Genomic DNA, 15,231 nt, shown 5'->3' with positions numbered 1-15,231 from the left:
TTGCGGGGTGCCGTTTTTTTTAAGTCATTGAAACCACGATATAATTTTTCCTCCTTTCAAGCGATATCGCGTCGCGTCCTAAGATCCGGAATATGTCGATAACTCCTGTGGTTCTGTGCGGTGGTAGCGGTACTCGTTTGTGGCCCCTCTCGCGAGCGAGCTATCCGAAGCAATACCTCTCGCTTGCCGGTTCGGACACATTGCTTCAGCAGACGGTAAAGCGCATCGGCGCCCTGGACGGTGTCGCCGCCCCATTGATCATCTCGAACAACGAGCAACGATTTCTCGTAGCAGAGCAGTTGCGTGCCATCCATCTGAAGCCAGGTGCGATCGTACTTGAGCCCGTTGCACGCAATACCGCACCCGCGGTCGCCGCCGCCGCGCTGATCGCGCTGCGCGAGGACGCCGATGCGATGCTGCTGGTGCTCCCCTCCGATCACGCGATTTCGAACGAGGCAAAATTCCTGGAAGCGGTGCGCGCGGCTCGAACGCTCGCCAACGACGACTATCTCGTAACGTTTGGCATTCCACCGACGTCACCGCATACAGGCTACGGCTACATCCGCCGTGGCACGGTGACCGAAGCTTGCGCGAGCGGCTTTCATGTCGACCAATACGTCGAAAAGCCGGATGCCGAGACGGCGGCGTCGCTGATCGCCGCAGGAGATTGCTATTGGAACAGCGGCATGTTCCTGTTCAAGGCAACGGCGTATCTGAGCGAACTTGAACGTCTGGCGCCAAAGATGCTGCAACAGGTGAAAGCCGCCGTTGAGCTCGGTGCTGTCGATATCGACTTCTTCCGCCTGGATCAGGCGAGTCTCGAAGCGTGTCCGTCGGACTCGATTGATTACGCCGTCATGGAGAAGGCGCGTCGCGCCGCAGTGGTCGATGCGGATGGCCTTGGATGGAACGATATCGGTTCATGGTCGGCCGTCGCCGACATTGCCGAGCGTGACGAGGACGGTAACAGCCTTCTCGGCGACGTCGTGGCGCGCAATGTGAAGAACAGCTATGTGCGTAGCGAGAGCCGGATGGTTGCGGCGATTGGCGTCGAGAATCTTGTCATTGTCGAGACACCGGACGTGGTGCTGGTCACGTCGAAGGACCATGTGCAGGACGTGAAGCGCGTCGTCGAGACACTCATTGCCGAAGGGCGCACCGAGTCGGTGTTTCACCAACGGATGTTCCGGCCATGGGGCGATTACGAAGGGATCTGCGCCGGCGAGCGTTTCCAGGTGAAGAAGATCGTCGTCAAGCCAGGTGCGTCACTGAGTTTGCAGATGCACTTTCACCGTTCGGAACATTGGGTCGTGGTTCGCGGTACAGCGCGCGTAACGAACGGTGATAGCACCATTTTGCTGACCGAAAATCAATCCACCTACATTCCCGTAGGGACGACCCACCGGTTAGAGAATCCAGGCAAGGTGCCGCTTGAGCTGATTGAAGTGCAGTCGGGGGTTTACTTGGGCGAAGACGATATCGTCCGCTTTCAAGACGACTACGGTCGCTCGAAGTCGGGGCCCGCGTCGGCGTAGCCGGTTGGGTCCATCGGACCCGACAACGGGCGCGATCCATTCGGCATCGCGCCCGTTGTCGGGACAACCGAATCAGAACCCGAAGTGCCCCTGCACGTAGACCATACGCGGGGCGCCCACCATGATGCCGCCGTTCTGGTCGGTGTTGCGTGTGTAGAAGCGCTTGTCGAAGACGTTGTTCACGCCCACGGTGACGTCAGCGTTCTTGTAGAACGGCAGCTTGTACATCGCTTGCAGATTCCACACACGATAACCCGGCACTTTGCCGTTGGTACCGTCAGCCGATGGCGCTTCGGTGTTCGCCAGATCCGAGTACTGCGAGCTCTGGTGCGTGGTCGAGACGTTGAAGGTCCACTGACCGATCGCATAGCGTGCGCCGAGCGTATCGGTGAAGCGCGAGTAGAACGGCACGTCGAGGCCCGCTGTTGTGCCTGACTTCTGAATGGCGCGTACGTACGTGAAGTTCGCGTACAGGTTCAGGCCGCGCAGCGCGCTGTCCTGCGCGAACGTGTAGTCGATGGCGGTTTCGATACCGTCGTGATTCGTCGCACCGATGTTCTGGAAAGTGGCCGGGCTGACGTTCGGCACTTGCAGAATCTGGTTGTCGAACTTCATCTTGAAGGCCGTCAACTCGGCACGCCAACGGTTATCCGTCCAGCGCGTGCCGATTTCATACGTGCGCGCCACTTCCGGTTGCAGCGGGTTCGACGCCGACATCGAGTTCAATTGCGTGTTCTGCACCGGGCCGAACGACGTGCTGTAGTCCGCAAAGATCGTCCACGCACTATTCACCAGATACGACAGGTTCACCGACGGCAGCGGCTTGTTGTTGTCGGTGCGATAGGTGCTGCCCGAGGCCTTGTCGACACGCTGCGACGCGATCATTTCGTAGCGAACGCCCGGCGTGAAGCGCCAGTTGCCCCACGCCATCCGGTCGTCGATATAGAACGCGTTCGCGCTGGTGTAGTTGTAGAACGTGGTCGTCGCCGAGTTCTTGCCGGTCGCCAGATTCGTGCTGAAGTTGTTGTCGTCGCCGCGCTCGCGGATGAAGCGATAGCCAACCGTCACATCGTGCGCCGTCGGCCCGAAGAACAGGCGCTGCGTGTAGCGCGGTTCGATGCCGAATGTCTGATAGTTGCGCGGCTGGTGCGTGGTCGCGAGCGGCGCCACCGACAAATTGGTCAGCGTGCTCTGACGATAGCTCTCGTTGTAGAACGTACGGATCTCGAATTCCTGCGTCTCCGAGATCGTGTTCAGGTAGCCGAAGTCGAGCCCGGTGCGGTTGCCGCTCCAGTAGTCGTTCGGGCGGGTGTTCTGGAACGGATCGGCGTTGTATTGCGCGGCAGTCAGGCCACCCGGCGTCATCGACTTGGCGTCGAAGTACGAGAGCTTCCCGTAGACCTGCTGGCTCGGCGAGATGTCGTAGCGCCATTTCAACGCGAGGTCGTTCACGTTCTCGTTGCTGCCCGTGCGCCAATCGCGACCGACCATGCCCGAGTAGAGCAGCGCGAGACCCAACCCGTTATCCATCTGCGTGCCGAGGAACAGGCCGTATTGCGTGTTCGCGCCGCCACCCGTGGTGTAGATGTTCTCGCGCACTGTCGCGTCGCCGACGAGGCCCGGCGTATTCGGAATCGAACGCGTCTTGAAGTTGATCACGCCCCCGACGTTTTGCGGGCCGTAGCGAACGGCGCCGCCGCTGCGCACCACGTCGATGGTCTCGATGTTGAAAAGGCTGACCGGGGCGAACGACAACTGCGGTTGGCCATACGGCGCCACAGCGAGCGGAATGCCGTCGAGCAGCACGGTCGAGCGCGGGCTGAAGCGGCCGGCCAGGCCGCGCACACCGATGTTCAACGAAATGGCACTGCCGGCGGAGCTGGAGTTGTCGGTGGCTTGCACACCGGGCACGCGGCGCAGCACGTCGCCGATGCTCGATGCGCCCGACGCCTCGATCTGATCCTTCTTCACGACCGTACGTGCGCCCGGGAACGTCTTCGCGCTGTTATCCAGCCCGGTGCCCAACCAGTCGCCCGACACGTTGACCGCGCCGAGTTCGACATCGGCTTTGGCTTCCTCGGCTGCCTGTTGCGCATGCGCGACCCCAAGGGTGGCCATGAACAGGGTGGCTGCACAAGCAGTGGCACGCGGCAAACGGGGGGAGGACATGACAACGGCGGTGCGCAGAACTGACTGCGCCGTCGCGCGGCGACGTTCGGACATCTTCATCTTTGCTGACCTTCGAAACTACGTGAGTGTGGCGAGCGCGGCCTTCGCTCTTGGCGAGCCCCCGGCGCGGTCGATTGTTGTTGGTAATGCGGTGTAATAAAACGTCGCGGATTATAAATGCAAATCACTCTCATTTTTAATGGGTATTGCTGACCGAGAATCGGTATTAGGGCGCAGGCATCGTCGAGGTGAGGCAGACCTGGCGAAAACCGGCGTAATCCTCGAAAAAAGCCTATAAAAGCGAAGAAATACGGGAAGAAGGGAGGAGAGCCAGTCACCGTTCGGGAATCTCAACGGGGAGTTGAGCATGTGGCTGGATTGCGACAGTAGGGTCTTTCGCGGGCGATGGAGGGCTATGGCGGGCTATGGACGGGCGACTGACGATTATCCAGTTTTGCTTACGAATCGCCCAAAATCGATTGATTGTTCCATAGGCGCCGAGCCCCAAGAATAGAGCGCATCGAGACAAAAACGCGCTGCCCGATCGCCCCCATGGCGGCCAGGTTGGCGCTATGGAGACAAACGATGCTGGATGCGTCGATTCATCAAGCCCTGGCTCGCGAGTTGCACGACGCGGAGCGCAGTCGCACCCCGGTGATGCAGTTCTCGCGCCGGTATCCCGACATGACGGTGGCCGACAGCTACGCGATTCAACAAGCTTGGCTCGCGCTGAAATACGCCGAAGGCCGCCGTGTCATTGGCCACAAGATCGGTCTCACGTCGCGAGCGATGCAGGTGGCCGCGCAAATTACCGAACCCGATCACGGCACGCTGCTCGACGACATGCTCGTCGCCGATGGCGCAACGCTCGAAGCAGGGCGCTTCATCGTGCCGCGCCTTGAAGTGGAACTGGCGTTCATTCTCGCCAAACCGCTCAAGGGCCCGGGTGTCACGCTTTTCGATGTGCTCGACGCCACGGCTTGGGTGACGCCCGCACTGGAACTGATCGACGGTCGCATCGACCTGTTCGACCGCGACACGCAGACACCGCGCAAGGTGTTCGACACGATTGCCGACAACGCGGCCAATGCCGCCATCGTGCTGGGTGGGCGTCCTGTCAAACCGGATGCCATCGATTTGCGATGGACGGGGGCATTGCTTTATCGCAATGGCGTGATCGAGGAATCGGGACTGAGCGCTGCGGTGTTGAATCACCCGGGCAACGGCATCGCGTGGCTCGCCAACAAACTAGGCGCGTTCGACGAAGGCTTGCAGGCAGGCGAGATCGTACTCGCCGGGTCGTTCACGCGGCCAGTGGCGTGCAAGGCGGGCGATGTGTTTCATGCCGATTACGGCCCACTGGGCGCCATCGGCGTGCGCTTCGTTTGAAGCCGCTTAATGCCGCTTAATGCCGCCAACGCCGCCAACGCGGCTTTAGGCGCCCGCCATCGCGCGCGACGTCATACCTACCTCGGACCGACACCATGAAAACGCCCCCGAACACTTTCAAGCAGGCGCTCGCGAATCGGCAGCGTCAGATCGGTCTTTGGATGGGACTCGCCACGCCGTACGCCGCCGAACTCTGTGCCAGTAGCGGCTTCGACTGGATCGTGATCGACGGCGAGCATGCGCCTAACGATCTGCGCTCGATGCTCGCCACGCTTCAGGCGGTCGCGCCGTATGCGTCGCATGCCGTGGTGCGTCTGCCGCACGGCGACGCGGCGCTCATCAAGCAGGTGCTGGAAATCGGCGCGACGACGGTGCTCGTGCCGATGGTCGAGTCTGCGGAAATGGCCGCGGCGCTGGCTAGCGCCACACGCTATCCGCCGCAGGGCACGCGTGGCGTGGGGAGCGGGTTGGCTCGCTCGTCGCGCTGGAATCGCTACGAAGATTATCTGCACGCGGCGAACGACAGCACCTGTCTGCTGGTGCAAGTGGAGACCGCCGACGCACTCGCGCAAGTCGATGCGATTGCCGCCGTCGACGGCGTTGACGGCGTCTTCATCGGCCCGGCGGATCTCGCCGCCTCGATGGGTTATCTCGGGCAGGCAACCCATCCCGAAGTGCGCAAAGCGATCGAAGACGGTATCGCGCGCATTCGCGCAGCCGGTAAGCCCGCCGGCATCTTGTGCGTCGACGAGGCGCTGGCAAAGCACTACCTCGACCTCGGCGTGACCTTCATCGCCGTGGGTATCGACACGTCGCTGCTCGCTAACGCCAGCCGGGCACTCGCTGCGAAGTTCGCACCGACGACAGACTGACTCCCCCCCCCAATCTCCATACCCCCAACGAGGCAAGGCATGAGTGCTTCCCGTTTTGACGTCGCCGGCATTTCAGTGTCGCCGGATCACTACATCGATGGGCGACGCGTCGCGTCGTCTGACACGTTCGAGTGCGTGTCTCCCATCGATCAGACGCTGCTCGGGCATATCGCCAGCGGTAATCTTGCGCACGTCGACGCCGCCGTGACATCGGCCGCGCAAGCATTTCCCGCGTGGGCGGCGCTGGGTGCTGCGGCCCGCCAGCCCTATCTGCAACGCTTTGCCGACGCCATTGGACGGCGCGCCGACGCATTCGCCACGCTGGAAAGCCACGACGCGGGCGTGCTGCGCTCGCGCATGGCGCATGGTGTCGTGCCGCGCGCGATGCAGAACATCACCTGGTTTGCCGAACACGCACTGACGTTGCAGGACCGCGTGATCGAGACGCCGCAAGCCCGCCATCTGGTGCGGCACGATCCGGCGGGTGTCGTAGCGATCATCACGCCGTGGAATTCACCGCTGATGCTCGCGACGTGGAAGATCGGTCCGGCGCTCGCCTCGGGTAACACCGTGGTGTTGAAGGCCCCGGAATGGGCGCCGCTGACATCGTCGTTGCTGGCCGATTGTGCTGAAGAAGCCGGATTGCCGCCGGGCGTGTTCAACCTGCTGCAAGGTTCTGGCGCAGTGACCGGCGCGGCGCTCGTGAGCGACGCGCGTCTTGCACGGATCTCGTTTACCGGATCGGTCGCCACCGCCAAGTGGATCGCCAAAACGGCGGCGACGAATCTGGTGCCGTGCAGCCTTGAACTCGGCGGCAAGTCGGCTTTCATCGTGCTCGCCGATGCCGATTTGGATGCCGCAGCCGCCACGGCGGCACTCATGTATCGCAACGCCGGTCAGGTGTGTCTGGCGGGCACGCGTCTGCTCGTGCACGCCGACATCGCGCAACGTTTCACCGAGACGTTGCGCACGCTGGTGGAGAGCCTTGTGGTGGGCGATCCCCGCGAGGCGGAGACGGAAGTGGGGCCGATCATTCACCCGCGTCAGTTGGAGCGTGTCGAAGGCTTCGTTGAGCGCGCGGTTGCGGGCGGTGCGCGGGTGTTGTGGGGCGGCAAGCGTCACGCGTACGGGGCGCAGTATTTCGCGCCGACGCTACTCACCGACCTGCGTCAGCGCGACGAAATCGTGCAGCAGGAAGTGTTCGGGCCGGTGCTCACATTGCAGACGTTCAAGAGCGATGACGAAGTCGTCGACATGGCCAACGGCACCGACTTCGGGCTGGGCGGTGTGTGCTACGGCGACGAGTCGCATGCCATTGCCGTGGCACAGCGTGTGCGCACTGGGTTCATCTGGGTCAACAGCTTCGGCATTCGCGATCTCGCCGCCCCGTTCGGCGGTATTAAACGCTCGGGCGTGGGGCGCGAGGGCGGCGAGTGGAGCTTCGAATTCTTCTGCGACGTGAAGGATATCGTCGTGCCGAAACAACCGTTCAAGGCGAGCTTCAGCCATCGTTGAAGCGTCGCGGTACATAGCGTCGAACAGCGCAACGCGATAAGAGAGATTGAGGAGAACACCATGGGACAAATCGTCGGCGCCGCGTTGGTGTCGCATCACCCCGGCTTGATGCAATGTGAGGAATTCCGCGTGTTGCAAGGCGCGGGCGCAGATTCGGATTTGATCGCGGGGTACGGGCGGCTGCGCGAGCGCATTGCAGCGGCAAAGCCCGATGTCGTGCTGATTTTCGATTCGCACTGGTTCACGACGGGCTATCACTTGATCGATGGTGGCGCGCATTACTCGGGGATGTACATCTCCGATGAGATGCCGTGGTATCTGCATGGCGTGCCTTACGACTATCGTGGACATCCGGAATTCGCGCTCGCCGTCGACGCCGTGGCACGCGAGAAGGGCGTGCGTGCGCGTGCCGTTCAGCATCCCGATTTGCCGCGCCACTACCCCACGATCAACGTCATCAAGCAGATGCGGCTCGACGCGTGGCCGATCGTGACGGTGAGTTCGTGCCAGAACTGCGAGACGGAACACTTCCTGCAATCGGGCGACGTCATTGGCGAAGCGATTCGCCGTAGCGATTTGCGTGTGGTGATGTTGGCCTCCGGTGCGTTGAGTCACAGGTTCAACGGTATCGACTGGAAGCCCACGCATCCGCGCATCTTTCACGAGAGCAATGTGTCGCGCCCCGAAAACATCGAGAGCGACAAGCGCGCAATCGAGGCGTTTCGTGAAGGGCGTCACGACCAGATTCTGGCGGATTGGGACTGCGACTATCGCAAGCGTCCGTGGGAAGCGCACGGTGCGCACTATCTGCAAATGGTCGGTGCACTGGGTGGCGCGGCGTGCCGCAGCAAGGGCGTGGTGCTCTCCGATTACGAGAACGCGCGCGGGACTGGCAACGTGCATATCTGGTTCGACGCCGACGCCGGGGTAAACAACGCCGCGCGTCAGGCCTAAAGGAGTCAAACGATGGATTTCGAATTTCCACTGCGTGAACTTCCGGCCGTGATGCACGGCCCGCGCGTCGAGCGTCGGCGTATCTTGCTGGGCGGCAGCGCGTTCTGGGGCACGATCGTCGAAGACGGTGCGCAGCGCGGCCAACTGCGGCTCGACGACGGGCGGGTGATCGACCCGCAAACGGTGGCGCATCTACCGCCGGTCGATCCGACGAAGATCATCGCGGTGCATATCTCGTATCGCTCGCGCAGCATGGAGACGCGCAACAAACCGAAGCCGACGGATACGCCGACTTACTTCACCAAACCGCCGACGTCGCTCAATGGTCACGGTGGGCAGATTCTCAAGCCTGCCGATTGCAAGTATCTGAACTACGAGAGCGAGTACGCGGTGGTGATCAGCCGGACGTGCCGCAACGTGCTGCCCGACGAAGCGTGGGATTACATCGAAGGCTTCTGTCCGGCGCTCGATATGGGGTTGCAGGACTTCCGCGACACCGATCAGGGATCGATGCTGCGCGTGAAAGGCGCGGACACGCTGCTGCCCATCGGCCCGGGCATTGTGCGGGGCGTGAATCTGTTCGAGCAGACCTTGCGCACGTATCGCAATGGATTGGTGGTGCAAGAGGCGCATATCGGCGACGAAACGATTTGGGGCCCGCATTACGTGATTGCGGATATCGCACGACACATCACGCTGATGCCGGGCGACGTGATCCTGATGGGCACGCCATGTCATTCGCGCTCGGTCGATGCGGGAGATCTGGTGGAGTGCGAGATCACCGGGCTGGGGCGGTTGTCGGGGCGCGTTGTCGGTATCGAGGCACCTCGCGCGGCGGCGCTTGGCGTGGGTCACGCGCCGACCGATAGCCCGGAAGTGCGCCGCGTGGCGCTCGGCTTCGATGAGCGCGTGCCGGAGCATTTCAAAGAAAACTATCGACGTGCCGCCAACAAGGCGTAAATGACGTAGGCTTTGGTGATATTCGAAAGTAGGGAGTCGATGAATGAAGGTAGCGATTGTTGGGGCGGGTGCCATTGGCGGGTTGATCGGAACGAAGCTTGCCGCGACAGGCGAGGCGCAAGTGAGCGCGTTGGCACGTGGCGCGACGCTGGCGGCGCTGCGTGAGCGCGGCTGGCGAGTGAAGCAGGGCGAGTCGCTCGCCGTCGCACCGGTCGCAGCGGCGCATCCGTTGGAAGACGCGGCGAAGCTTGGTGTGCAGGATCTGGTGGTGATCGCGGTCAAGGGACCAGCGCTCACGCAGGTGGCCGCATCGATTGGACCGCTGCTCGGTCCGGACACGATTGTGCTGCCTGCGATGAATGGTGTGCCGTGGTGGTTCTGCAAAGGGGTTGCGCCGTTTGGCGATGAACCACTAACGAGTGTCGATCCCGGCGGCGTGATTGGTGCGGCGATTCCGCTGGCGAACGTGGTGGGATGCGTGGTGCATGCGAGTGCAGCAACGCCGGAGCCGGGGCTGGTCGATCACAAGATGGGCCGCGGCTTGATTCTCGGCGAGCCGGGTGGCGGCGTGAGCGAGCGCGTGCAGAAGCTGGCGGCGCTGCTCGAGCGCGCGGGCTTTGAAGCGAAGGCGTCGGAGAATGTGCGGCAGGACATCTGGTACAAGCTGTGGGGCAATCTCACGATGAACCCGGTATCGGCCATCACGGGCGCGACGATCGACCGCGTGCTCGACGATCCGCTCGTGCGTGCGTTCTGTTCGGCGGCGATGGCGGAAGCGGCAACGATTGGCGGGAAGATCGGTTGCGTGATCGACCAGTCGCCGGAAGATCGCCATGCGGTGACGGCGAAGTTGGGTGCGTTCAAGACGTCGATGTTGCAAGACGTGGAAGCCGGGCGACCGATTGAACTCGACGCGCTGGTGAGCGTGGTGCGCGAGATGGGGCAGAAGCTGTCAATCGCCACACCGAACATTGACGCGTTGCTCGGGTTGGCGCGCTTGTTTGGGCGGGTGAAGGGCTTGTATCCGCAGTGAGGCGGTGGCGTGCAATTGCGTGTGTAAGAACGGCGGGCTTTTTCTAGAACCCGCCGTGACTGCCGATCACGCCAAGTGGTCGAGCAGGTGCGGCTTATCGAGGCGCCACGAGCGACACCGAAGCCGTGTGGCTAGGGGTGAATCGCGAAGTGGTCTGGTCGATGCCCTTGTTTTCGGGCGTGAACGCGCCCATCGATTGCAGCAAGGCATCAAGTTTTGCCGTGACAGGCTTATGGCTCGATTCGCGCGACTGCGCCAAAGTGTCGGGCGCGAGGGTGCGACGCGCGGCCGCCGTCAGCGGTTCAACGACCTCCGGTGGCGTCTCGACCGGGACGAACTTAAATTCTGCGAAGACCTTGCTTTCGAACTGCGAGATCGTCATGTCTTGCGGTAGATCCGCCCCGTCGGAATACGTCCGAACTTGATCGGCTTTACCCGCTTCCTGAAGTTTCGTCTCTATCTGTAACGTCATGTTGCCGTGATTGAACCGGATGCCGTAATCGATTTTCACTTGACGCTCGCTTTGGTCCTTGAATTCGGCGCGTTTCGGGTGGAGATACATTTCTCCGGGCGAATGCATATACGCGTCGATCGCCGCCTGTAGCTCGTCGGGTTTCATCTGAGCGTAGTCGGGCGAGAGATTGTGATTATCGATTTGATTGATGATCTCCAGCCCGTGCGTGATCGAGTTGATCGGGATGGAATTGTTCGGAAGTTCCTTGAACCCCGGATGCTGCGCCTGAAACGATCGAAGGCCCTCGACCGTATTCGCGAGAAATCTCATCCCGTCGTCGCCGAGATAGTGTGCACCGCTTCCATCTCGTTTGATGGGGATGTGTTTTCCGGTTAACTCTGAAAATTCTCTGACAAGCGCAACAAACTTACGTTGAACAAACCCAGTTGAAGTCGACATTGCATTAGCTCCAGATCGTTTCGAGGAAACCTGCGAAATCGATGTCCTGATTGCAGGCTGCGTTCACTCTGCGACGAGATGCTGGAGGTAGGAACAATTCACGCGACGTTCTGTGAATTGTCACTGCGGGGGGAGGATAAAACTGAGGCCATTGCGTGTGAAATGGCCTCGGTTATTTGCTTCAGCATTTCGGCGTCGGCCTACCGCACCCCGGTATGCCGATAAATCTGACTCAACGCCGCAAGCCCAATCGCGGCGGCTGCCATCATGTAAAAGCTCGGCGCGAGCTTGCTGCCCGTGACGTTGATCAGCCACGTCAGGATGAACGGAGCGAAGCCGCCGAAGAACGTCACCGACAGGTTGTACGACAGCGACAAGCCCGTCGTGCGCGTCTTCACCGGGAAGATCTCCGACGCCAATGCAGGCAGCGGCGCAAAGTACACCGTCATCAACACGCCCAACACCGTTTGCAGCGCGAGCATCATGCCGAAGCTCGGGTACGTGGACAACATCCAGAACATCGGCCAGATCAGCACGAGAAGCGCAGCCGCCGCGATCATCATCGGCTTTGCGCGTCCGGCACGGTCCGACCACGCGCCCACCACCGGTGACAAGAACATCTGCACTAGCCCCGTCGCCACCGTCGCCGCAAAGGCCACCGACGCGGGCAAGCCCAATTGCTTGATCGCATACGTCGGCATGTACAGCACAAGGTACGTCGACACCGTCGCCACGATCACCGCGCCCACCGCCAGCAGCAGTCGCATCTTCTGATCGCTTAGCGTGTCGCGCAGCGGCGTCTCGGTGGGCTCGGCCTGCAAGAACTCCGGCGTCTCATCCACATGACGGCGGATGTAATACGCCACAGGACCGATGAGCAAGCCAAACAGGAACGGCACACGCCAGCCCCAACTCTGCATCTGGTCCGGCGACAGCGTGCTCGTGAGCAATGCGCCAAACCCGGCTGCCAGCAGCGTCGTCAGACCCTGACTCGCCACCTGAAAGCTTGCAAAGAAGCCGCGACGTTGCGGCGCATGCTCCGCGAGAAACGCGGTCGCGCTGCCGAATTCGCCACCCGCTGAGAACCCCTGAATCATCCGTGCCAACACGATCCCTATCGGCGCGAGTACGCCAATGGATGCGTACGTCGGCATGAACGCGATGATCGCCGTGCCGACCATCATCATCAGAATGGTCAGCGTGAGCGCTGCACGTCGGCCCTGCTTGTCGGCATACACACCAATCACGATGGCCCCCAGCGGTCGCATGAAGAACGACACGCCGAACGTACCCAACGTCAGCAGCAGCGATGTCGTGTCGTCGTGCGTGGGGAAGAACAATTTCGAGATGGTGACGGCGAAAAAGCCGTACACCACTAAATCGAACCATTCGAGGGCATTGCCGATAGACGCAGATATCACGGCACGCCAAGGGTGTTTGGCGATGTGGGTGCCTTCGCGGGCGTCAGCGCCCGCACCGGCGGCGGTAGCGGTTGTCATGGTGTCTCCTGTCGACGTGATGTCGTGTTGTCGTTATCGATTCGGCATGCGTTTGGCGAGGGGCATGCGCCCTCGTTACCGGCTTAAGTCAGCATTCAGCGCGGCGCGAGCACCTGTGCAATCGCATTCGCCACCGTGCCGACGTTGCGGGTATTGAGGCCCGCCACACACATGCGTCCCGAGCGCAGGATGTACACGCCGTGTGTCTCGCGCAGCGCGTCGGCCTGCGCGGCCGACAATCCCGTGTAAGTGAACATGCCGCGTTGCGCGAGGTAGCGTGCTCGCATCTCGTCGCTGACGTGCGACGCCAGTTGCGTGTGAATTTCTGTGCGCATCGCGGCAATGCGCGTACGCATGCCGTCGAGTTCGGTTGCCCACGCACGGCGCAGAGCTGGCGTGGTGAGGACCTGAGCAACGAGTCGAGCGCCGTGCGTCGGCGGATTGCTGTAGTTCGCGCGCACCGTGCCCGTGAGTTGTCCGAATACGTGTGACGCTTCCTGTGCCGACGCGCAGACGATCGACAACGCGCCGCAGCGTTCGCCGTACAGCGAGAAGTTTTTCGAGAACGAGTTCGCAACGACGGTTGGCACGCCCGCGTCGGTCAGTGCGCGCACGGCGAAAGCGTCGGCGTCGAGGCCGTCGCCAAAGCCCTGATACGCCATGTCCACGAAGGCAATGAGGCCGCGCTCGCGCAACACCGGAATCAATGCGTTCCACTGCGTTGGCGTGAGGTCCACCCCGGTCGGGTTGTGGCAACACGCGTGCAGCAACACGATGCTGCGCGCAGGCAAGGCCGCGATGGTCTCGAGCATGGCGTCGAAGCGCAGGCCGCCCGTGGCGTCGTCGTAGTACGGGTACGACTGAACAGGGAAACCCGCGCTCTCGAACACCACGCGGTGGTTGTCCCAGCTGGGGTCGCTGATCCACACAGTGGCGTCGGGGAAGTAGCGCTTGAGAAAGTCGGCACCGACGCGCAACGCGCCACCACCACCGAGCGTCTGCAAGGTCGCGATGCGTTGCTCGCGCCGGGCGGCGCTGTCTTCGCCGAAAACAAGCGCCTGTACGGCGTCGCGATAAGCGGCCGAGCCAGCCATGGGGAGGTAGGGGCGCGGTCCGATGTCAGCCAATACACCGGCTTCTGCTTCGCGCACCGCGCCCATGACGGGCAGACGGCCAGCGTCGTCGAAATAGATGCCGATCGACAGGTTGACCTTGTGCGGCCGGGGATCTTGCCCGAACGCTTCGTTCAGGCCAAGGATGGGGTCGCCGGGGTAGGCTTCAACGTGAGAAAACATGGGGCCTCGCGGTGTCTCGATACCAAACTGCTAAAGGGAACAAAAGGGAAATGCGGGGAATTTTTTGAAATCGATTGTGGGCGACGACCCTTTGCGGAACAATCAATCGATTCTGGTCGATTCGTAAGCGAAACTTGATAATCGAAACCCCATGCCCCTAACCCGCGTCACGCTGCGCCAGTTCGAAGCGCTGGTTGCCATTGCCGAGTTGCACAGCTTTGCCGAGGCCGGGAAGCGACTCGGTCTCACGTCGTCGGCGGTGAGCCAACTCGTGGCCGAGCTCGAATTGGTGCTCGGCTTTCGCATCTTCGACCGCACGACACGACGTGTGGCGCTATCGAGCGCCGGGCGCGACTTTCTTGCGTCTGCCGAGTCGGTGTTGCGGCATGTGCAGGCCGCCGAGAAGACCGCAGATGATTTGCGCAATCGCGCGGCCGGGATTGTGCGCGTGGGTGCACCGCTGGTGCTCGCCGGGATGGCGTTGCCCGCCGCGATTCGTGACTACGCGGCATTGCGCCCCAAAGTCGTCGTGCGGGTGGTCGATACGCCGGTCGATGCGCTCATCGATCACGTGGCGAATGGCGACCTCGATCTCGCCATCGGCCCCAATCGTTCGACGGGCGCGCATGTCGCCGGGGCACCAGCGTTCGATAGTCCATGGGTGTTGTGGTGCGCGCGCTCGCATCCGCTCGCCAAACGCAAACGGCTGCGCTGGCAGGATCTGCGCGATACGCCGCTCGTCGCGGCGGGGCGTGACCATGAGCGCAGCGTCGAGCAGATGCGCGCCAGTGCACCGCCCGACGCTCGCATCACGCCCATCGATGTCGTCGATAACGTGACCACCGCGCTCGGTATCGCAGCGCAGGGGCTCGCGTCTACGCTCACACCGGGCTACGTCGCGGCGCTCGCCAATACGTTCGGCCTCGTCATGCAACGGGTGACTGCGCCCGAGACGATTCGTCAGGTGTGCGTGTACCGGCCTGTGTCGCGCGCCGCTTCGCCTGCTGCCGAGGGCTTTGCGCAGTTTCTGCTCGACTGGCTTCCGCAGTGGAACGAACGCATCATGTCGGCCTCGCGCGATTGATCGTTCATTGGCA

Annotated in this window: 12 protein-coding genes; 8 read left to right on the top strand and 4 right to left on the bottom strand. The window is 62.0% G+C overall.

Annotation, left to right across the window (positions count from 1 at the left end; translation table 11 throughout):
* Window positions 1-92: 92 nt before the first annotated feature.
* On the top strand, window positions 93-1,535 hold the full coding sequence (locus ACPWR9_RS24190; protein ID WP_426301405.1) for a mannose-1-phosphate guanylyltransferase/mannose-6-phosphate isomerase: 1,443 nt from the start codon (window positions 93-95) through the stop codon (window positions 1,533-1,535).
* A gap of 72 nt (window positions 1,536-1,607) precedes the next feature.
* Here ACPWR9_RS24190 and ACPWR9_RS24185 read toward each other — a convergent pair whose 3' ends face one another.
* Window positions 1,608-3,704 (bottom strand): TonB-dependent receptor family protein, encoded by a 2,097-nt coding sequence (locus ACPWR9_RS24185; RefSeq protein ID WP_426301403.1) that lies wholly within the window; start codon window positions 3,702-3,704, stop codon window positions 1,608-1,610.
* Window positions 3,705-4,289: 585 nt separating this feature from the next.
* Between ACPWR9_RS24185 and hpaH the strand changes: the two genes are divergently transcribed.
* From hpaH to ACPWR9_RS24155, 6 genes are all read left to right on the top strand, one after another.
* Entirely contained in the window at window positions 4,290-5,093 is an 804-nt protein-coding gene (hpaH, locus tag ACPWR9_RS24180; RefSeq protein WP_426301401.1) for a 2-oxo-hept-4-ene-1,7-dioate hydratase, read from the top strand.
* A gap of 95 nt (window positions 5,094-5,188) precedes the next feature.
* Entirely contained in the window at window positions 5,189-5,965 is a 777-nt protein-coding gene (gene hpaI / locus ACPWR9_RS24175; protein WP_426301399.1) for a 4-hydroxy-2-oxoheptanedioate aldolase, read from the top strand.
* Window positions 5,966-6,004: 39 nt separating this feature from the next.
* The gene (locus tag ACPWR9_RS24170) at window positions 6,005-7,480 is read left to right on the top strand and encodes an aldehyde dehydrogenase family protein (protein WP_426301397.1); all 1,476 of its coding nucleotides are present in this window, start codon (window positions 6,005-6,007) and stop codon (window positions 7,478-7,480) included.
* A 60-nt stretch (window positions 7,481-7,540) separates the two neighbouring features.
* A complete protein-coding gene (locus tag ACPWR9_RS24165; RefSeq protein ID WP_426301395.1) occupies window positions 7,541-8,434 on the top strand; it encodes an extradiol ring-cleavage dioxygenase in 894 nt (297 codons plus the stop codon).
* 12 nt (window positions 8,435-8,446) lie between these two features.
* Window positions 8,447-9,394 (top strand): fumarylacetoacetate hydrolase family protein, encoded by a 948-nt coding sequence (locus tag ACPWR9_RS24160; protein ID WP_426301393.1) that lies wholly within the window; start codon window positions 8,447-8,449, stop codon window positions 9,392-9,394.
* Window positions 9,395-9,437: 43 nt separating this feature from the next.
* On the top strand, window positions 9,438-10,427 hold the full coding sequence (locus tag ACPWR9_RS24155) for a 2-dehydropantoate 2-reductase (protein ID WP_426301391.1): 990 nt from the start codon (window positions 9,438-9,440) through the stop codon (window positions 10,425-10,427).
* Window positions 10,428-10,521: 94 nt separating this feature from the next.
* Here the strand turns inward: ACPWR9_RS24155 and ACPWR9_RS24150 are convergent, their stop codons facing one another.
* The 3 genes from ACPWR9_RS24150 to ACPWR9_RS24140 form a co-directional block, all read right to left on the bottom strand.
* Window positions 10,522-11,340 carry a hypothetical protein gene (locus ACPWR9_RS24150; RefSeq protein ID WP_426301389.1) on the bottom strand — a complete coding sequence of 273 codons (819 nt, stop codon included), beginning with the start codon at window positions 11,338-11,340 and terminating at the stop codon, window positions 10,522-10,524.
* A gap of 200 nt (window positions 11,341-11,540) precedes the next feature.
* Window positions 11,541-12,839: an MFS transporter gene (locus ACPWR9_RS24145; protein ID WP_426301387.1), complete on the bottom strand. Its 1,299-nt coding sequence runs from the start codon at window positions 12,837-12,839 to the stop codon at window positions 11,541-11,543.
* A gap of 95 nt (window positions 12,840-12,934) precedes the next feature.
* Window positions 12,935-14,134, bottom strand: a complete 1,200-nt coding sequence (locus ACPWR9_RS24140; RefSeq protein ID WP_426301385.1) for an amino acid aminotransferase — start codon at window positions 14,132-14,134, stop codon at window positions 12,935-12,937.
* 151 nt (window positions 14,135-14,285) lie between these two features.
* Here ACPWR9_RS24140 and ACPWR9_RS24135 point away from each other — a divergent pair, with 151 nt between their 5' ends.
* Window positions 14,286-15,218, top strand: coding sequence for a LysR family transcriptional regulator (locus ACPWR9_RS24135; RefSeq protein ID WP_426301383.1), 933 nt, complete (start codon window positions 14,286-14,288; stop codon window positions 15,216-15,218).
* Window positions 15,219-15,231 lie beyond the last annotated feature (13 nt).

Origin of the sequence: Pandoraea pneumonica (assembly GCF_049918595.1) — a bacterium.
GTDB lineage: Bacteria > Pseudomonadota > Gammaproteobacteria > Burkholderiales > Burkholderiaceae > Pandoraea > Pandoraea pneumonica_A.
This window is presented reverse-complemented; position numbering and strand designations above follow the sequence as displayed.